Raw genomic sequence first — 19,038 nt, 5'->3', positions numbered from 1 at the left:
TAGTCAATACCGGGGGAGGGCCGGGCGCCAAACACTCAGTTCCGGGCCGGGGTGGTAAGAGCGCATCATTTGCGTATCAATAGCGCCAACCGCCCTCACCAACGGACTCCACCATGACCGAACACACCACCACCCACGCCGCCGACGAAGACGCCCGCAACCGCGACATCAAGATCTACGTCAATGGCGACATCGTGCACCGCGACGCAGCCAAAGTCTCGGTCTATGACGCGGGCTTCATGCTGGGCGATGGCATTTGGGAAGGCATGCGCCTCTACAACGGCACATGGGCCTTCTTCGATGAGCATATGGACCGCTTCTTCAACTCCTGCAAAGCGATCTCGCTCGATGTGGGGATGGACAAGGCCGGCATCGCCGACGCCCTGCGCCGCACGGCGGAGGCGAACGACATGCATGATGACGTGCACTGCCGCCTGATGCTGACCCGCGGGATCAAGGACAAACCCTTCCAGCACCCGTCGCTCAGCACCACCGGGCCGACGCTGGTGATTATCATGGAGCATTCCAAACCCGTCGACCGGCTGCAGTCCAAGGGCATCCGTCTGGCCTCGGTCCCGCAGGTGCGCGGCCTGCCGCACAGCCAAGACCCGAAGCTCAACAGTCATTCCAAGCTCAACTGCATCATCGCCTGCCTGCAGGCCGAGGAAGCGGGCGCGGATGAGGCGCTGATGCTCGACCCGCATGGTTTCGTGAACACCACCAATGCCTGTAACTTCTTCATCGTGCGCCGGGGCGAGGTTTGGACCTCCACGGGCGACTACTGCATGAACGGCGTGACGCGGCAAAAGGTCATCGACCTCTGCCACGCGAATGGCATCCCGATGAAGGAAAAGAACTTCTCGCTCTACGAGGCTTACGGCGCGGATGAGGCTTTCCTCACCGGCACCTTTGGTGCGCAAACCCCGGTGGCCGAGATTGACGGCAAACCTATCGGCACGGGCGAGCGCCCTGTCACCAAACGCATCCAAGCGCTGTACAAAGAGCTGATCAAACAGCACACGGCCTGAACGCCGCGAGGGTGCCCGCCCCCGCAAAGGGGCGGGCGGCATCTTAGGAGACCATGCGCTTGAGCGCGGGCACGCGGCGCAGCAGGAGCCAATCCAGCAGCCCTACGGCCAGCAGAGTGACCCCCGCCATGGGAAAGGCCAGCGCCACGGCCAGACCGACCACAACCGCGCCTTTCCACAGCGTCATATTGCGCGGCGCGGGCGGGGCAGAGAGCCAACCGGCAGGATTTGCCGGGCGGCGTTTCCACCACATCACCACGCCGGAGACGCAAAGAAAGATCACCGACAGGCAAAACAGCGTATTGGCCAAAACGCTCGGCCAACCCAGGGTGCCCATATGCAGCGCGATGCCCACGGCCATCGCCTTGCCTGCCAGCGAATAATCCTCATAGCGCACATCGGCGAGGATCTTGCCCGTGTGCCGGTCGATATGCACCGTCCGGTCGCTGGTGGGGTCTTCGGCATCGGTGTTCATCGAATCCCGGCTCAGCGTCCAAACCCCGTCCTCGCCGCGCGGCAGGTTCATCTGATAGCGCGCGTCAAAGCCGATCTGACGGGCCAGCGCGTCAATGGTGTCGAGCGTGGCGGGCGTGCCTTCGGTCAGTCCTGCGACACCGGCATCGCTGCCCGAGGCGGGCATCGGGGTCTGCTCCAACGCCCAAGGCACCTCCTTAGGCCCGTGGTTCATACTGGCGTGGATGTCATCCGACAGCGGGGCCTCCCATTTCTCCGCCGGGAACTGGCTCCAAGCCTGCACCATTTTCTCGCCCCAGATACCGGCCCACGACAGCCCGGAGATCAGGAAGAAGAACAGCACGACCGACACCCAAAGCCCGATTGCCCCGTGCAGGGATTTCCACAAGGCCCGCCCACGGCCCAGTCGCGGCAGCAGTGCCGCGCGCCAGCCCGTCCCGCGTGGCCACCAGAGGTAGAGCCCCGTCGCGATCAGCACCATGCCGAGCGATGCCGCGATCTCGATCATGCGGTCGCCGGTGACACCCAGCAGCAGGCTGCCGTGGATGTTGTCGGCCATATCGTACCAGCCGCTGCGGCGTGGGAAGCTGGCGAGCACTTCGGCGGTATAGGGATCGACGGCGACCATGGTCGCTACGTCATGCGCGTCCACCCGAAAGATCGCGGCCAGATCATCGGCGCGGGGGGCGACATATTGCACAAGGGTGCCGCCTTCGATGCTGACCTGTGCGGCGGCGGCCTGATCGGAGAGGGCGAGGGGCGCGTCTTGGGGGGTGACGGCAATCCGCTCTCCGTCCCGCCCCCCGATGAAGGCGATCCAGAGCATCACAAGCCCCGTTAGGGCGAGCATGATGAAAAAGGGGATGACATAGACCCCGGCATAGAAATGCCAGCGCCAAGCGGCGCGGTAAAAGCTGTTCGCACGTTGCGTGTTGTCGTTTTGCAGGGCTGCCGCGCCTGCAGGATCGATGGAAACCATGTGTTTGGTCCTCTGACTGAATTGATATGTGGTTTGGAGGTCAGAGAACCCGTGGCGGCGCCCTTGCGCGTTTGACAGAGGCACGGCGCGGTTTGGGCTGTGTGGCTGGGGCAGGGGGCAGCGGTGGCGCCGGGTGAAAGGTGACGGCCAAGGGCTGTACCGCCAGCCCCCTGCGTAGGGCCGCGAGGGAGTGCTGGTTCCAGTCGCAGGGCTTGTGCTCGGGCTGCACCGGTTCGCCATCCGGCCCGATGGTCACCGTCTCCACCCCGTAGCCCGTGCACAGCACCATGGTCAGCGCGCCTTGCTGGCGCTCTGGCATGGTTCCGGGCGCGAGCGCCGAGAACGCCCCAAACAACAACACCACCGCCCAGAGGCAGAGGTGTTGAAGCGGGCCGGTCAACGCCTTGCGGCGCATCCTGCGATGGGCTGGGGCTTAGTGTTTATGCTCGTGCGAGGAGTGATCCATGCCGCCCGCGTCATGCCCGCGGCGGCTTTCGACATTGAACGTCACATCCAAGGTCCCGGCCTTTTCAAAGGTCAGGGTGGCGGGGATTTTCTCGCCTTCCTCAAAAGGGTCACCGTCGAGACCCATGAACATCACATGCAGCCCCCCGGGCTTGAGGGTGACGGTTTCGCCCGCGGGCAGGTCGATGAAGTCCACATGCGACATGCGCGCGACGCCCATGTCATCGGTGGTCGTCTCATGGAGAGAGACTTCGTCAAAGCCCTCAGCGCTGATGCTGACAAGACGGTCGGCAGTGTCGCCGCCATTGGTGATCGTCAGATAGCCGCCGCCCACGCGGGCGGTTTTCGGGGTCTCATAAGCCATCGGGTGATCGACGGTCAAAGCGCCTGCGGTGTACTCATGCGCGGCGGCGGGCAGGGCGAGGAGGGCAGCCAAAGCTGCGGTATAGAAAGATTTCATTGTCATGTTCCATTGTCTGAGATGTGCAAAAAAAGGAGGTGGCTCAGACGAAGGGAGGCCCCCGGACAGGCGGTGGCGCCCCGGCGGGGCTGCGTGGTGCGCCCAAGGCGCGGGTCAGGCGGGGCGTGGCAAAGTGCGGCGCCGCGCGCGGCAGCAAGACATCCGCCGGGCTGGGCAAGATCAGCGCATTGACGATGCGGCAGGCTTCGCAATCCAAAGCCGCATGGTTCTGCCCTTCGACCGGCCCGTCGCAAAGATCGCTCAACGTGCCGCCCGCTTGGATAAAGGCGATGAACGCCGGATCCTGCTGCACCTGCGCGGTCGCCCGATGGGCGAAAGGCAAGCTGGCAAGGGCCAGCAGCAGCAAGAGGGTCAGGCTGACCCGAAGCGAGGATATGCGCGAAACGGCGGACATACGCCCTGATACCCCGGCTGTCGCGGCAAGGCTATAGGGCGCTTTGATCTGCGACGCGATGTCGTAGGCCGGGCGCTGTGTGTGTGGGGGGGGGGCTATCGGGGGAGAGTGTTGGCTGGGATGGTAGGATTCGAACCTACGGTACACTGTACCAAAAACAGTTGCCTTACCACTTGGCTACATCCCAACACAGGGCGCTAACTAAAGTTCTCTGGCCCGGGGTGCAAGACCCGTTTTAAAGAAATTAGCCTATTCTTCGGCGGCATCAACAGAGAGCAGGTCTTTGCTGGGCAATTCGGCACGTTCCTGCGCGACGATGCGGGTCAATTCCCGCTCGGTTTGGGGCTCGACGGGCTGAACAGCGGCGGGATTCGTGGGTGCGGCTGCCGTTTGCGGCGAATCGATGGGCGCGTCGGAGGGCGATTCGCTTTGAGAGATCAGCTGATAGGCTGGTGGCCCCGCGGTGAGGCCCGCCGCATCGAAAGCTGAGAGGGTCAGGCGAATCGCTTCGCTGCGGGCGGCGAGCAGATCGGTGCTTTCTTGATTGATCCAAGCGGCGAATTGCATGTTGATCCAGTGATCGGCGACCTCGTCCACCCAAGCGGCGGCTTCGGGGCTGGACAGAACGAAGGGCAAACCGTTCAGCACCTCCAGCGCCAAATCACGCGCGCGGGCCAGATCGGCGTCGCTGGCGACCGAGAGGGTAAAGATGAACCGCCGCTCAGCGTTGCGTGAATAGTTGGTGATCCGGCTTTTAAAAACGGTGGCATTGGGGATGCGCAGGTGGTTGCCGTCAAAGGTCAGCAGGATCGTGGCACGGCTCGTCAGGCGGATCACCTTGCCGGTGTCGCCGTCGATCTCGACCGTGTCGTTAGGGCGAAAGGGCTGGCGGATCGACAGCATAATAGAGGCGATGAAATTCTCGACCGTGTCGCGCACCGCGAAACCGATGGCGAGGCCGACGATCCCCGCCGCGCCAAGGATGCCCGAGAGCAGCGCCGTGGCGCCGAGGATATCCAGCGCCACCACCAGTGCGGCGATGACAAAGGCCAGCCGGATGATCTGGCGGTAAATGTCAGCGATGAACGCGTTGGGGGCGAGCCGATCCCACGGGTTGCGCAGCCGCGCCAGCGCCAGCCCGGCGACGACGATCAGGCCAAAGACCCCAAGCGCCACCAAGGCCAGCGGGAGGAAGGCCACGGCCTGCGCCATCCGGTCGCGAAAACGCGCCACGGCGGGGTTAAGGCGCTCGGCCACATCGGTGCTTTCGCGCACCTCGTTGCGGATCGCCACCACCCCTTCGACACGGCCCGCCAAATCGTTCAGCCGCGCGGCGCTGGCGGTGTCGAGCGTGGTGCCGGTCAGCGTGACGATGCCGGAGGCGACAGAGACGCGGACCTTCTCGAACCCCTCAAGCTCGCGCAGGATGGCGCGGATGCGCTTGGCGATGGCGGCGTCCTCCGTGGCGTCGCCTTCGACGGCGATGGTGCCCTCGGGCTGGTCGCTGGTCTGCGCAAAGGCCGGGGTGAGGGGCAGCGCGCAGCTCAGCAGCAGGCAGAGGAACAGGCGGGGCAGGGCGGCGGTGAGGCGCATGGGGGAACTCCGTCAGCGGGATGGGCCACCGCCCCCGGGCGAGGGGGGCGGTGGCTTGGCCAATTAGCGCGTTACCCCTGACAATCGAGCAGCACCGCCCCGCTGCGCTGTCCGGCCTCGACCAACTCATGGGCGCGGGCGGCCTCAGAAAGCGGCAGGACCGTGTCGACGGGGCAGCGCAGGGCGCCGTCCTCCAACGCGTGGTGCAACCGGTTGATTGCCTGTTCGCGCGGGCCTGCGGGCAGCAGGTAGATCAAGATGATGTCGATGGTGACCGCTTTGAACAGCAGCGGATAGAAGGGCAGCACCGGCGACATTTCCGCCGCCGAGCCATAGGCGGCGATGCGGCCATTGGGCGCGATGACCTCGGTGTCGGTGGTGATGTTCAGGCCGAACTCCGTCTCGACGATGGTGTCGACCGGCTTGCCGCCATTGGCATCGAGCACGGCGGCGGCGAGATCGGGGTCGGCGTAGTTGAACACGGCATCGGCGCCTGCATCGCGCAGCAGATCGTTGTCGCGGGGGCTACAGGTGGCGATCACCTTGGCCCCGCCCCATTTGGCCAGTTGCACGGCAAGATAGCCCACCGTGCCTGCCCCGCCTTGGATCAGCACGGTTTCCCCGGCCACCCCGCCGCCGCCAAAGACGGCGTGGCAGGCGGTCAGCCCCGGAATGCCAAGCTGCGCGCCGACCTCGGACGAGACGCCATCGGGCAGGGGCACGGCTTGATGCGCGGGCAGGGTGATCTGCTGGGCCGCCGTGCCAAAGCCGCGTTGCCACTGGCCGTTCCAGATCCAGACCTTCTGGCCCACGCGGCTCGCATCAACGCCCGCGCCCACGGCGACGATCTCTCCCGCGCCGTCGCTATGGGGGATGACCTGCGGGAAGGGCGGTTTGCTGACGCCGGGGCGGGTGCCTGCGCGGGCCTTCACGTCCGACGGGTTCACGCCCGAATGGCTGAGCGCGACGCAGACCTCTCCGGCTTGCGGGGCGGGGCTGTCGACCTCCGACAGGCGCAGCACGTCGGCTGCGGCTCCGAATTGGTCATAGGTGATGGCTTGCATGGCGCTCTCTCCGGCTTGAATTTCGCGGGCAGAGTGGCGCATGCGCCGGGATCATGCAATTGCGGTGGCGAGGGCGGGCGTTACTCGCGCAGCTCCTTGGGGCCAACACCCCAGAGCCGCACCTTAGGCGCCCAGCCTGTAAAGCCGCCCGAGCGCAGCTCGCACCATTCCAGCGTGCATTCGCCCAGACGGGCCACCACGCCGAGTTCCAACCGTGCCACCACGGCGGCTTTGGGGTCGGGATTGATGCGCAGTTGCAGCATGTCCTGTTCGACCAGCACCGTGCGGGTGCCGGACAAAAGCGAGTAGTGGACCCAGCCGCCCATACCGTCGCGGTCTTCGACCCGGCGCCAGTGGCCATGTTCGGCGGTGATCCTCAGTGGCAGGTCGCGGCGTTTGTAGACCCAGTCGATCCGGTGCGATAGCGACGGGCCGCGGCGCACGTTGCCTTCGGAGGCTTTCATCGAAACGAAACGGGGCAGGGGCAGGTTCGTGACCTGACCACGCGCCTCTTCTGCAAAGCCGGAGGTCGGCTGTGCCAAAAGCAGCGCGCCCACCATCAGGGCGCTGCGAAAGAAAGCGGTTATCATGGAATTGCCTGCTATGCGGTTCACTGCTGTGGGTCGGTGCTGTGCAAATCTGCGGGTTATTGTTGCTCTTTTTCCGGCGCGAGTTCTTGTGCCTCGTCGCTGCATGAGACACCATGCCCGCGAAACGAGGCGACGCCAAGACCGGGAGAGCAGGCATGTCAAAGAAGCGGTTGAGTGTTGTAGTGACGCGACGGTTGCCAGAGGCCGTGGAAACACGGCTGTCAGAGCTGTTTGACGTGACCCTGCGCGAAGATGACAGGCCGATGACCCGCGAGGAATTGGGCGCGGCGATGCGTCAGGCCGATGTGCTGGTGCCCACCATCACCGATGAGATCGACGCGCCGCTAATCACCCAAGCGGGCGAACGGCTCAAGCTGATCGCCAACTACGGGGCCGGGGTCGATCACATTGATGTGGCCACCGCGCGCCAGCGCGGCGTGCTGGTGTCGAACACCCCCGGCGTGCTGACCGACGATACTGCCGATATGACCATGGCGCTGATCCTTGCCGTGACCCGCCGCATGCCCGAGGGCATGGCGGTGATGCAATCGGGCAATTGGGACGGCTGGGCGCCCACGGCGCTCTTGGGGGGCCGCGTAGGCGGGCGCCGTCTGGGCATTCTGGGCATGGGCCGCATCGGTCAGGCCGTGGCGCGCCGGGCGCGGGCCTTTGGCATGCAAGTGCATTACCACAACCGCAAACGCCTGCGCGAAGAGATCGAGGGCGAGCTAGAGGCCACCTATTGGGAGAGCCTTGATCAGATGGTCAGCCGGATGGACGTGATCAGCATCAACTGCCCCCATACCCCCAGCACCTTTCATCTGATGAACGCGCGCCGCTTGGGTCTGATGAAGCCCGACGCGGTGATCGTGAACACTTCCCGAGGGGAGGTGATCGACGAGAACGCGCTGACGCGGATGCTGCGATCTGGCGATATCAAGGGCGCGGGGCTGGACGTCTATGAACATGGTCGCGAGATCAATCCGCGCCTGCGCGAGCTAAAGAACGTCGTGCTGCTGCCGCATATGGGCTCTGCCACATTGGAAGGGCGGATTGAGATGGGTGAGAAAGTCCTGATCAACATCAAGACCTTCGACGACGGCCACCGCCCGCCGGATCAGGTCGTGCCCTCCATGCTCTGACCCACGGACGGCTGCGGCGACGCGGACCTTTCGTGTGATTAATTTACAAAGATGCCGCCGCAAGATTTTGCGGCGTGAGGATGCTATTGGGAGATAGAACGTGACGAAAATCGCAGATTTGCCGCGAAATGAGGTGGGGATCGCCGCCGCGCTGGATGAGTTGCAACAAGCCTTCGGGGACAATCTGCTGACCGGCCAAGCCATTCGCGAACAGCACGGCCACACCACCACATGGATCGACACGCAGGCGCCCGACGCGGTGGTCATGGCGCGCTCGACCGAAGAGGTGGCGCAGGCGGTGCGTATCTGCGCCGCCCATCGGGTGCCGGTGATCCCCTTCGGCACGGGCACCTCTCTCGAAGGGCATGTGAACGCCCCGGCGGGCGGGATTTGCATCGATGTCATGCAGATGGACCGCGTGCTTGAGGTCAATGCGGGTGATCTGGATTGCCGGGTGCAGCCCGGCGTGACCCGCGAGGCGCTCAACACCCATCTGCGCGATCAGGGGCTGTTCTTTCCGATCGACCCCGGCGCCAATGCGTCGCTCGGGGGGATGACCGCGACGCGGGCCAGCGGCACCAATGCGGTGCGCTATGGAACGATGAAGGACAACGTTCTGAGCCTTGAGGTGGTTCTGGCTGATGGCCGGGTGATCCGCACCGGCGGGCGTGCGCGGAAATCTTCGGCGGGCTACGATCTGACGCGGCTTTTCGTGGGCTCGGAAGGGACGCTTGGGATCATCACCGAGATCACCCTGCGCCTGCAAGGCATCCCCGAGGCGATGTCCTCGGCCCGCTGTTCCTTCCCGACGGTACAGGCCGCCTGCGAGACCGTGATGGCGGTCATCCAATACGGCCTGCCGGTGGCGCGGATCGAGCTTCTGGACGCCGATGTGGTCAAGGCCGTGAACGCCTATTCCAAGCTGACCCTGCCCGAAACGCCGCTTTTGCTGCTGGAATTCCACGGCTCCGAGGCGGGCGTGGTGGAACAGGCCGAGACCTTTGGCATGCTCTCGGAAGAGTTCGGCGGCAGCGGCTATGCGGCGACGACGACCCCCGAAGAACGCAGCAAGCTATGGCAGGCCCGCCATGACGGCTATTGGGCGGTGCTGGCGCTGAGACCGGGCTGCAAGGCGGTGGCCACCGATGTCTGCGTGCCGATCTCGCGCCTCGCCGATGCCGTGGTGGCGGCCCAAGCGCGGGCGGAAGAGTTGCAGTTGATCGCCCCCATCGTGGGCCACGCGGGGGACGGGAATTTCCATGCGTCTTTGTTGATCGACATGGACGACCCCGAAGAAGTCGCGCGCGGCGAGGCTTTCGTCAGCTGGTTGGCGGAACTGGCGATTTCGATGGATGGGACCTGCACCGGCGAACATGGGATCGGGCAGGGCAAGCGGCCCTATCTGCGCAAGGAATTGGGGGCTGCGGTGGATGTGATGGCGACCCTAAAGGCGGCGCTGGATCCGCAGAATATTTTGAACCCGGGGAAGATTTTGCCGGGGTGAGTTGGGTGTTTTTCCCTGATGTTGTGCGGCGGGAGGGGTCGTGCAGGGTATTTGGGAAAGGATGAAGGTGGGGGGGCGGTGTGTTCTGCCTTGATGTTGTGCGGCAGGAGAGGTGGTGCAGGGTATTTGAGAAAGGATGAAGGTGAGGGGGCGCGCTGGGGCTGAGGTGGCGCTTTGGGGGAGCGGGTGAGGTCGGTTTTTGGCGATGTTGGGTCGGCTGTTGCCTGCGGGGCGTGGTGCTGCTGCGTACAACGGGAGTGGGCCTAGCGCAGGGGGATTGGCAGATGAAAACGCAAGTCAAAGCATTGGTTGTCGGGGGCGGGGCGGTTGGCACGTCGATCGCCTATCATCTGGCGAAGGCCGGTTGGGATGATGTGATGCTCTTGGAGCGGGACGAGTTGACCTCTGGCTCGACTTGGCATGCGGCGGGGCTTTTGCCCTTGTTCAACATGTCTTATGCGACGACCCATATTCATCAATATTCGGTCGAGTTTTATAAGACGCTGGAGGCGGAGACGGGGTTGAACGCGGGCTTTGCCGTGGTGGGCAATCTGCGTATGGCCCAGACGGATGCGCGGATGGATGAGTATATGCTCTATGCCTCTACCGCCGAAACCTGTGGTGTGCCCTATCAATGGTTAACCCCCGATGAGATCAAGGCGAAGTGGCCCCTGATCGAGACATCGGATTTGAAGGGGGCGCTTTATCATCAGACTGATGGCTATATTAACCCCGCCGATGTGACGATGGCGATGGCCAAGGGCGCGCGGCAGCGTGGTGTGGCGATCGAGCGCAAGTGGCAGGCGGATGGGTTCCATTGGAATGGGACGCATTGGGAAGTGACCTGCACCAAGATGGTCGAGAAGGGCGGCAACCTTGTCCCGTCGGACGAGCAGATCGTCATCACGGCGGAACATGTGGTGACCGCGAGCGGCAACCATGCGCAGCGCACGGCGCGGATGCTGGGCATCAAGATGCCAGCGATTCCCGTGGAGCATCAGTTCATCGTCATGGACCGCGATCCGGCCTTGGTCGATTACCGGGCGGCGGGCAATGGGGAGCATCCGGTGATCCGCGATGCCGATGCGCAGAGCTATGTGCGCGAAGAGCGTGGTGGCTGGATCCTTGGGGTCTATGAGAAGGGCGCGCCGGCGCGGTTTGAATATGGCGTGCCGGATAGTTTCCGGGCCGATCTGTTTCAGCTCGATCTTGAGCGGATCGAAGAGCAATATATGGCGATGAACCACCGTATTCCCTCGGCCGAGGATTGCGGGCTGAAGGATGATTTCAACGGGCCGATTTGCTACACGCCCGATGGCAACCCCTTGGTGGGGCCAGCGCCGGGACTGCGCAATATGTGGCTGGCGGAAGGGTTTTCCTTTGGGATCACGGCGGCGGGCGGCACCGGCTATTATCTGGCGCAGATGATGGTGGAGGGCGAGGCCGAGATCGATATGGCGAGCCTCGATCCCAAACGCTACGGCGATTGGATGACCACGGAATATGCCGCGCGCAAGAATGAGGAAGCCTACGACCACGTTTATATCCTGCACCATCCTGACGAGGAGCGGCCCGCGTGCCGTCCGCTGCGCACCTCGCCCGCCTATGACCGGCAGGCGGCGCGGGGGGCGCAATTCGGGCAGGTGAATGGTTGGGAGCGACCGAATTATTTCACGCCGGAGGGGTTTAGCGATCATGACAGCCGCTCGTTCCGGCGCGGGGGCTGGTGGCAATATGCGGTGGAAGAGGCGAAAGCCATCCGTGAGGGTGTGGGTCTGATTGATGCCACGGCCTTTACCAAACATCTGGTCCGCGGGCCGGGGGCAACGGCGTTTCTGGATTGGTTTACCTGCAACAAGCTGCCTTCGGTGGGGCGGATCAACCTGACTTATGCCTTGACCGGGGCGGGAACGACGCGGACGGAATATACCATCGTGCGTTTGGCGCAGGACGAATATTACCTTGTCTCGGCGGGGGCGTGGACGGCCTATGACAGCGATTATCTGCGCAAGGCGATTGCCGATAAGATGCCCGAGGTCGGCTATATTGAGTGCCATGACGTGACCACGCAGTGGGGTGTTTTCGCGATTGCCGGGCCGAAGTCACGCGATGTTTTGGGTGCTTTGGTGCGGGATGCGGCGCCGGAGACGGTGTTGGGCAACAAGCGGTTCCCGTGGCTCACCATGCGCGACATCGAGTTGGGCATGGTGCCGGTGCGCGCGATCCGGGTGGCCTATACCGGGGAGCTCGGCTGGGAGTTGCATCATCCGATCGAGATGCAGAACCATCTGTTCGACCAGTTGGAGAAGGCCGGCAAGCCGCATGGGATGAAGCTGGTCGGCGCGCGGGCGCAGAACTGGCTGAGGCAGGAAAAGAGCTATCGCGCCTTTGGGCATGAGTTGGGCCGGGATGCGACGCCTTTGGAAGCGGATTTGCCGCGCTTCGTGGACCTGAACAAAGAGTTTCACGGGAAGCAGGCGATGGTCGATCACGGCATCCGCGCGAAATGCGTGACCGTGCTGATCGACGGGCCGGAGGATGCCGACCCTTGGGGCCGTGAGGTGCTTTACAATGGCGAGACCCGGACCGGGCGGCTGACCTCTGGGGGCTATTCCGTGGCCTTCGGCAAGAGCATCGGCATGGGCTATGTCAAACCCGAGGATGCGGTGGTAGGCACGAGGCTGAAGGTAAAGATGCTTGATCAACTGTGGGAGGCCGAGGTGGTCGAAGACAGCCCCTATGATCCGAAGAACCAGCGCATCCGGGTGGACGGTTGATCCGGCGCGGGCTGCTTGCACTCTTTTGCGTATTGGCGCTGACGGCGGCGCTGCTGCGCGACAATCCCGTGGTCGGCGCGGCGCAGGGCTATGCCGCGGATGTGGCGACCACGGCGGCGGCCTCCTATGTCACGCTGCGCACGTTGAACGCCTTTCTCTCCACCGCGCAGGAGATCGAGGTGGGGCTGTCCTTCATCGCCTCCGGCTCGGCGCGGCCACTAAAGGTGTTGGAGCCGATTGACGACACGGTGGAGCGGATCGCGGGGCTGGTTTTCGGTGTCATGGTGGCCACGGGGGTGATCGCCGTGGCGCTTGGTCCGGTGAGTGCGATCGGGTTGGGGCTGTTGTCTGTCGCGCTGGCGGTTTGGGCTTTGAGCAAGCGCGGTCATGCCGGGCTGCCCCGGCGGTTGGCGTGGTATGGCGGGTTTTTGGGGCTGGCGCTTCCGCTTGCCTTGGTTGTGTCTGAGCCGCTGGCGGGGACGCTCACCGAAGGGGTCTATCTGCGGAACATGGAGGTGATCGAGGAGATCACCGCCCATGTTGGCGGCAGCGAGGCTTTGGGTGAGGAAGAACCGGGTTTGACGGAGTATCGGCAGCTTGCCAGCAACCTTTGGAGCCGCGCGGATGAGTTGATCGGCGCGCTTTTGACGGTGGTCGGGGTGCATGTATTTCGGATATTCTTGTTGCCGCTTTTGTTGGTGGGCGGGCTGTTCGTTGTGGCGCGGTATTATGCGCGGGGGTGAAGGGTGGCGTGGCGTCTGGGGTGGACGTTGTGCAGAGGTATTTGGGAAAGGATGAAGGAGGGAAGGGGCGCTCCCCCCTTTAGGTTTAGCGCAGGGCGCGGGTGGCGACCCAGTTTTGCCACTCGGCGCGGCTGCCTGAGAAGGCGTTGAGGTCCACGTCGCCGCCGATGCCGGGGACGATGCCCGTGGCGCTGTATTGCCAGAAGCGCCAAGCTTGGCCGGGGTAGGCCTCGGCCGGGGTTTTGGCGGTGGTGCGCAGCCAGAAGTCGTATCCCCGGAAGCGGCCAAGGTCGTTCTCGCGGTAGAATTTGGGTGTGGTGTAGATGATGGGGCGTTGGCCGTAATGCGCTTCCACCACGCGCAGCCAGCGGCGCATTTGATCGCGGACGTCGGCGGCGGGCGGGCGGACATGGGCGCAGGTGGGGGAGAAGGGGTTCCATTCCATATCGAGCACTGGGGGCAGCATACCGCCTGTCTTGGGCACGTTGCGGATGAACCAGCGGGCCTGATCTTCGGGCGCGGTGCAGAAATAGTAGAAATGATAGGCGCCGCGTTTCACGGCGGCTTGGCCCGCGCCTTGCCAGTGGCTGTCGAAGTTGATGTCTTTGAGGTCGCCGCCTTCGGTGGCCTTGATGAAGGCGAAGTTCACTCCGGCGCGGCGGGCGGTGTTCCAGTCGATATCGTTTTGGAAACGGGCCACGTCGATGCCGTGCACGGGGTAGGCAGCGGGGGTGTGGCCATTGAAACTCACCGGATCGCTGTCGCCGAAGGCGGCGGGGAAGAGCACGCCGGGCGGGGCCGGGGGCGGGCTGCCGGGGGAGCCGCAGGCGGCGAGGCCGAGGAGCGAGAGGATCAGGGCGCGGCGGAGGATCATGGGCTGGGCTTTCTGGCGATGAAGGCGAGGTTGTTGGCGGGCATGTCCACTTCGTCGATCGGGCTGAGGGCTGCATCGCTGAGCCAGCGGGCCATCTCGGTATTGTCCTTATAGCCGATCGCGGGGTCGGCGGCGCGCAGTTGTGCGTCAAAGCGGGTATCGCCGGGGGAGGTGGTTTGGCCGTCGCGTTTGAACGGGCCGTAGAGGATCAGCGTGCCGCCGGGGGCGAGGGCTGCGGCGGTCTCATCGATCAGGCACCGGGTGGCGGGGGGCGAGATCAGATGCAGCAGATTGGCCAGCATGATCAGGTCGAAGGGGCCGTGGTCGCCCGCCCAGCCGGGCGCGGTCGCGTCGAGCGGCAGGGCGGGGGCGATATTGGGCAAGGCGGCCTCGGCTGCATAGGCGTTGATGCTGGCGCGGCGGGCGGTGTCGATGTCGCTGGGTTGCCATCTAAGGCCCGGCAAGCGTTTGGCGAAGCCCACGACATGCTGGCCGGTGCCGCTGGCGATTTCCAGTGCACGGCCCCGGGGCGGGGCATGGGCGGCCAGCAGGTCGCAAAGCGCGTCGAGATTGCGCGCGGCAGCGGGGGCGAAGAGCCGGTCGCCGCCTGCGTCTTCGGCGACGCTGGCGTTGGAGGGTAGGCGGCTCATGCCTGCTCTTCCAGCCGGTCGGTGGCCGGGGGCGGTGTCGGCGACAGGGCCGAGATGGCGGCGTAGGTCTGCGGCGTCATTAGGTAGGTTAGCGCGGCGAGCGACGGCTCTAGTTGGGCCAAGGAGCGGGCCGAGATGATCGGCGTCGGCTTCGTAGGATGCGATGCGGCCCATGCGACGGCGAGGGTTGCGGGATGGGTGCCGAGATCGCGCGCGAGGGCGGCCAGTCCGGCAGCGGCGCCGTGCATCACCTCTTGCCCGTAGCGGGCGGCATAGCGGTCATCCTCGCTGAGGCGACCGGTGCCGCCTGTGGCGTATTTCCCGGTCAGCAAGCCGCCGCCCAGCGGTGAGTAGGGGGCGACCAAGATGTCGAGATCGTCGGCCATGGGGAGGATCTCGACCTCGGCCTGACGTTTGACGAGGTTGTACATCGGTTGGATCACCGCGATCTCAAGCCCGAAGTCGGCGGCGATATGGGCGGCTTTTACGACCTGCCATGCGGCGAAGTTCGACAGGCCCACTTGGCGGATATGGCCCTGTTTTTGCAGGTCGGCCAGCGCGGCGAAGCTTTCGGTCAGCGGGGTGCCGGGATCGAAGCGGTGGAGGTAGAGCACATCGAGCGTATCAAGCTGCATCCGCTGGCGGGATGTCTCGGCAGAGGCGAGGATATTGGCCCGGCCCGCGCCCCCGGTATAGGCGGCTTTGGTGGCGACGATCAGGCTTTCGCGGCGGTCTTGGACGAACTGGCCCAACAGCCGCTCTGACGCCCCGTCGGTATAGACATGGGCCGTGTCGAAATGGGTGATCCCGGCCTCGATACAGGCGTCGAACATCGCGCGGGAGGCTGCCGCATCGGCGCGCCCGCCGAACTGCATGGTGCCGAAGGCGAGGCGGCTGGCGGGGGTGCCATCAAGGCTGGTGAGCATCTGTATCATGCCAGATTGGTGGCATGTGCGCTGCCCGCGCGCAATGGGTTTACGCAGGGGCAGGCGGCGGCGCGCTTGGGGACCGCACGCATGGGGCCCCGACCGGTGCGGCGACGAAAAAGGGGCGCGCGGTTGCCCGTGCGCCCCTGTCGTCGGTCAGCCAGTGCGGCTTACTCAGGAATGGTGCCTTCGATGCCTTCGACATAGAAGTTCATGCCCGCCAGCGTGCCGTCATCTGCGGTCTCGCCTTCGGCCAGCCATGCGGAACCGTCCTGTTTGTTGATCGGACCGGTGAAGGGGTGGTACTCGCCCGATGCAATTTTCTCTTTCAGTTCCAGCGCTTCGGCTTTCACATCTGCGGGCACGGCGTCGGTGATCTCACCAATGCCGACCATGCCCGGCCCGATGCCGTCCCATGTGTCTTGGCTTTCCCATGTGCCGTCCATCACCGCTTTGACGCGGTCGATGTAATAGGGCGCCCAGTTGTCGATGATCGAGGACACGCGCGGCTTGGGTGCATATTGCGCCATGTCGGAGGCTTGGCCAAAGGTGATCACGTTGCCCGCTTCCTGTGCAGCCGCTTGGGGTGCCGTGGAATCGGTGTGTTGCAGCACCACGTCGGCGCCCTGTTCGATCAGCACCTTGGCGGCGTCGGCTTCCTTGGCCGGGTCAAACCACGTGTAGGCCCAGACGATTTTGAACTGAACGTCGGGGTTTACCTTCTTGGCGTGGAGATAGGCGGAGTTGATGCCGCGGATCACTTCCGGGATCGGGAAGGAGCCGATGTAGCCGATGATGTTGCTCTCGGTCATGGAGCCCGCGATGTGGCCCTGAATGGCGCGGCCTTCGTAGAAGCGCGCGGAATAGGTCGAGACGTTGTCGGCGCGTTTGTAGCCGGTGGCGTGCTCGAATTTCACATCGGGGAATTTCTTGGCGACATTGATGGTGGGGTCCATGTAGCCAAAGGAGGTGGTGAAGATCAGGTCGGCACCGTCGAGCGCCATCTGCGTCATCACACGTTCGGAATCGGGGCCCTCGGCGACGCTTTCGACGAAGACGGTTTCGACCTTGTCGCCGAACTCTTCTTCGACGGCCAAACGGCCTTCGTTATGCTCATAGGTCCAGCCGCCGTCGCCCACGGGGCCGACAAAGACAAAGCCGACCTTGGTCTTGTCTTGGGCCACAGCGCCCGAAGCAAGGCCGAGCGCAAGGGCCGCGCTGGTCATAAGGGTGGTTAGTTTCATGAGGTTTCCCCTGTTTGCGTGCCCCTTTGCCGGGGCTTGATGTGCGGGCGATGCCGCGTGACGTGATGCCCCTAGTTCGAGGCGTGGAAGGTACGGCCCAGCGAGGCCGGCGCGGCGCTTTTGTCCGCCGACAGCACCACCAGAACGATGATGGTGATGATATACGGCGACATTGCCAGATACTCTACCGGAATGGCAACGCCCGCGCCTTGCAAGTTCAACTGCAACTGGGTGATGCCGCCGAAAAGATAGGCACCCAAGAGGGCGCGCCATGGCTTCCATGAGGCGAAGACGACGAGGGCGAGGGCGATCCAGCCGATCCCGGCGGTCATCCCTTCGGTCCATTGCGGCACGCGAATGAGGCTGATGTAGGCCCCGCCCAGGCCCGCGCAGGCGCCGCCAAAGAGGATCGCCGCGGTGCGGATGCGCTTGACCTTGTAGCCGAGCGCATGGGCTGCGTCGTGGCTCTCTCCTACAGCGCGCAGGATCAGGCCCGCGCGGGTGAATTTCAGCACCGCCCAGACCCCGGCGACCAGCGCGATGCCGAGGTAGAGGATGATGTCATGGGTGAAGAGGATCGGCCCAATAACGGGGATATCGGCCAGCGGGCCGAAGTCGATGTCACCCAGCCGCGGCGGCTTGATCCCGACGTAGCTCTGCCCGATCAGGGCCGAGAGGCCGAGACCGAAGAGCGTGAGCGACAGGCCCGAGGCCACCTGATTGGCCAGCGCCACTTGGGTCAGGAAGGCGAAGAGCAGGCTGAGCACGGCACCGCCCGCGGCGGCGGCGGCGAAGCCCAAAAGCGGCGAACCGGTCTCGACCGCCGTGGCAAAGCCGCAGATCGCGCCGGTGATCATCATGCCTTCGACGCCGAGGTTCAGAACGCCGGATTTCTCGACCACCAATTCGCCGATGGCGGCGAAGATCAGCGGCGTCGCGGCCACGAGGAAACCGGCGACGAACAAGAGCGGGTTGATTGCGGAAAGATCCATCAGGCAGCCTCCGCCGCGCCAAAGCGCAGCCGGTAATGAGTGAAAACGTCCAGCGCGAGCAGGAAGAACAAGAGCATGCCTTGGAACACCTGAATGGCGGCGGCGGGCAGGCCAAGGTTGGACTGCGCGATGTCCCCGCCGATGTAGGTGAGCGCCATCAGCGCCCCGGCGAGCAGGATGCCAATCGGGTGCAACCGGCCAAGGAAGGCCACGATGATGGCGGTGAAACCATAGCCCACGTTGAAGTCGATGGTGACCTGCCCTGAGGGGCCAGCGACCTCGAACATGCCCGCAAGACCGGCAAGCAGGCCAGAGGTGCCGAGGCAAAACAGCACCAGCCGCGCCGGGTTCACGCCCGAGAAACGCGCCGCGCGCGGCGCCTCTCCGGTGACGCGGATGGCAAAGCCAAGCCGGTGCCGCGCCAGCAAGACATAGGCAAAGATCACCGCGATCAGTGCTGCGACCACGCCCCAGTGCATCCCAGAGCCTGCGAAGAGTTCGGCGTTATGGGCAGAAGCGTATTGTTGCAGGTTGCGCGAGCCGGGAAAGCCGTAGCCTTCGGGGTTTTTCAGCAATCCGAGTGACATGGAGGCAAGGAATTGTTCCGCCACATAGACCAGCATCAGCGAGACGAGAATCTCGTTGGTGCCGAAACGCACCTTGAGTAGGGCCGGGATCATCGCCCAGAGCCATCCGCCGAGCGCCCCGGCGAGGACCATCAGCGGGAAGATATACCACGCCTCAAGCGGGTAGAAAGCCAGCCCCACGCCCGCGCCAAAGAGGGCGCCCATGATGTACTGTCCCTCGGCCCCGATGTTCCAGATGCCCGCCTTGAACCCAAGGCTGAGGCCGATGGCGATCAGCACCAAGGGTGCGCCTTTGATCAGCAGTTGGGGGCGGTAGTAAAAGGCGTAATCGCCAAACAGGGGTTGCCAAAAGATCGTTTGCAGCGCCTCGATCGGGTCTTTGCCCAAGGCCGCGAACAAAAGCCCGCCGAAGATGAAAGTGGCCAGCACCGCCATGATCGGTGTCGACAGCGAGAGGGCCCGGCTGGGCTGCGGACGCTTTTCAAGGCGGATCACAGATCACCCCCAATGGTCAGAGTGAAAGATGAGAGG

The 19,038-nt window shown here is 64.3% G+C and carries 18 protein-coding genes and 1 tRNA gene; 5 read left to right on the top strand and 14 right to left on the bottom strand.

Annotated features, from left to right (window positions below):
• Nucleotides 1-113 precede the first annotated feature (113 nt).
• Nucleotides 114-1,028 (top strand): D-amino acid aminotransferase, encoded by a 915-nt coding sequence (locus HKX24_RS15575; RefSeq protein ID WP_271692207.1) that lies wholly within the window; start codon nt 114-116, stop codon nt 1,026-1,028.
• Between the two features lie 43 nt (nt 1,029-1,071).
• Here the strand turns inward: HKX24_RS15575 and HKX24_RS15570 are convergent, their stop codons facing one another.
• The 8 genes from HKX24_RS15570 to HKX24_RS15535 form a co-directional block, all read right to left on the bottom strand.
• Nucleotides 1,072-2,481 (bottom strand): PepSY domain-containing protein, encoded by a 1,410-nt coding sequence (locus HKX24_RS15570; RefSeq protein ID WP_271692206.1) that lies wholly within the window; start codon nt 2,479-2,481, stop codon nt 1,072-1,074.
• Between the two features lie 40 nt (nt 2,482-2,521).
• Nucleotides 2,522-2,881 (bottom strand): hypothetical protein, encoded by a 360-nt coding sequence (locus HKX24_RS15565; RefSeq protein WP_168612334.1) that lies wholly within the window; start codon nt 2,879-2,881, stop codon nt 2,522-2,524.
• 33 nt (nt 2,882-2,914) lie between these two features.
• A complete protein-coding gene (locus tag HKX24_RS15560; RefSeq protein ID WP_271692204.1) occupies nt 2,915-3,406 on the bottom strand; it encodes a copper chaperone PCu(A)C in 492 nt (163 codons plus the stop codon).
• A 43-nt stretch (nt 3,407-3,449) separates the two neighbouring features.
• The gene (locus HKX24_RS15555; protein ID WP_168612332.1) at nt 3,450-3,821 is read right to left on the bottom strand and encodes a polyketide synthase; all 372 of its coding nucleotides are present in this window, start codon (nt 3,819-3,821) and stop codon (nt 3,450-3,452) included.
• A gap of 112 nt (nt 3,822-3,933) precedes the next feature.
• Nucleotides 3,934-4,008 (bottom strand) — tRNA-Gln (locus HKX24_RS15550).
• Between the two features lie 62 nt (nt 4,009-4,070).
• Nucleotides 4,071-5,414 carry a mechanosensitive ion channel family protein gene (locus HKX24_RS15545; RefSeq protein WP_271692203.1) on the bottom strand — a complete coding sequence of 448 codons (1,344 nt, stop codon included), beginning with the start codon at nt 5,412-5,414 and terminating at the stop codon, nt 4,071-4,073.
• Nucleotides 5,415-5,485: 71 nt separating this feature from the next.
• Nucleotides 5,486-6,478 carry an NADPH:quinone reductase gene (locus HKX24_RS15540; RefSeq protein ID WP_276154107.1) on the bottom strand — a complete coding sequence of 331 codons (993 nt, stop codon included), beginning with the start codon at nt 6,476-6,478 and terminating at the stop codon, nt 5,486-5,488.
• Between the two features lie 80 nt (nt 6,479-6,558).
• Nucleotides 6,559-7,038 (bottom strand): SH3 domain-containing protein, encoded by a 480-nt coding sequence (locus tag HKX24_RS15535; protein WP_271693850.1) that lies wholly within the window; start codon nt 7,036-7,038, stop codon nt 6,559-6,561.
• 185 nt (nt 7,039-7,223) lie between these two features.
• Between HKX24_RS15535 and HKX24_RS15530 the strand changes: the two genes are divergently transcribed.
• From HKX24_RS15530 to HKX24_RS15515, 4 genes are all read left to right on the top strand, one after another.
• A complete protein-coding gene (locus HKX24_RS15530) occupies nt 7,224-8,210 on the top strand; it encodes a D-glycerate dehydrogenase (protein ID WP_067262987.1) in 987 nt (328 codons plus the stop codon).
• Nucleotides 8,211-8,310: 100 nt separating this feature from the next.
• On the top strand, nt 8,311-9,714 hold the full coding sequence (locus HKX24_RS15525; RefSeq protein WP_271692202.1) for an FAD-linked oxidase C-terminal domain-containing protein: 1,404 nt from the start codon (nt 8,311-8,313) through the stop codon (nt 9,712-9,714).
• Nucleotides 9,715-9,998: 284 nt separating this feature from the next.
• Nucleotides 9,999-12,491: an FAD-dependent oxidoreductase gene (locus HKX24_RS15520; RefSeq protein WP_271692201.1), complete on the top strand. Its 2,493-nt coding sequence runs from the start codon at nt 9,999-10,001 to the stop codon at nt 12,489-12,491.
• Complete coding sequence (locus HKX24_RS15515; protein ID WP_271692199.1) at nt 12,488-13,234, top strand: hypothetical protein; 747 nt, start codon at nt 12,488-12,490, stop codon at nt 13,232-13,234. Before HKX24_RS15520 ends, HKX24_RS15515 begins: the two co-directional genes overlap by 4 nt.
• 85 nt (nt 13,235-13,319) lie before the next feature.
• Here HKX24_RS15515 and HKX24_RS15510 read toward each other — a convergent pair whose 3' ends face one another.
• The 6 genes from HKX24_RS15510 to HKX24_RS15485 form a co-directional block, all read right to left on the bottom strand.
• Nucleotides 13,320-14,108, bottom strand: a complete 789-nt coding sequence (locus HKX24_RS15510; RefSeq protein ID WP_271692198.1) for a GH25 family lysozyme — start codon at nt 14,106-14,108, stop codon at nt 13,320-13,322.
• On the bottom strand, nt 14,105-14,758 hold the full coding sequence (locus tag HKX24_RS15505; protein ID WP_271692197.1) for a DUF938 domain-containing protein: 654 nt from the start codon (nt 14,756-14,758) through the stop codon (nt 14,105-14,107). The genes HKX24_RS15510 and HKX24_RS15505 overlap by 4 nt, the downstream gene beginning before the upstream one ends.
• Nucleotides 14,755-15,693: an aldo/keto reductase gene (locus HKX24_RS15500; protein WP_271692196.1), complete on the bottom strand. Its 939-nt coding sequence runs from the start codon at nt 15,691-15,693 to the stop codon at nt 14,755-14,757. The genes HKX24_RS15505 and HKX24_RS15500 overlap by 4 nt, the downstream gene beginning before the upstream one ends.
• 161 nt (nt 15,694-15,854) lie before the next feature.
• Nucleotides 15,855-16,928, bottom strand: coding sequence for a BMP family ABC transporter substrate-binding protein (locus HKX24_RS15495; RefSeq protein WP_209217188.1), 1,074 nt, complete (start codon nt 16,926-16,928; stop codon nt 15,855-15,857).
• Nucleotides 16,929-16,999: 71 nt separating this feature from the next.
• A complete protein-coding gene (locus HKX24_RS15490) occupies nt 17,000-17,920 on the bottom strand; it encodes an ABC transporter permease (RefSeq protein ID WP_067935773.1) in 921 nt (306 codons plus the stop codon).
• Nucleotides 17,920-19,002, bottom strand: coding sequence for an ABC transporter permease (locus HKX24_RS15485; protein WP_209217190.1), 1,083 nt, complete (start codon nt 19,000-19,002; stop codon nt 17,920-17,922). The genes HKX24_RS15490 and HKX24_RS15485 overlap by 1 nt, the downstream gene beginning before the upstream one ends.
• Between the last annotated feature and the right edge of the window lie 36 nt (nt 19,003-19,038).

Source organism: Sulfitobacter sp. M85 (assembly GCF_029285915.1).
GTDB lineage: Bacteria > Pseudomonadota > Alphaproteobacteria > Rhodobacterales > Rhodobacteraceae > Sulfitobacter > Sulfitobacter faviae.
Note: the sequence above shows the minus strand (reverse complement) of the source record. Positions and strands in the feature narration are given on the sequence as shown.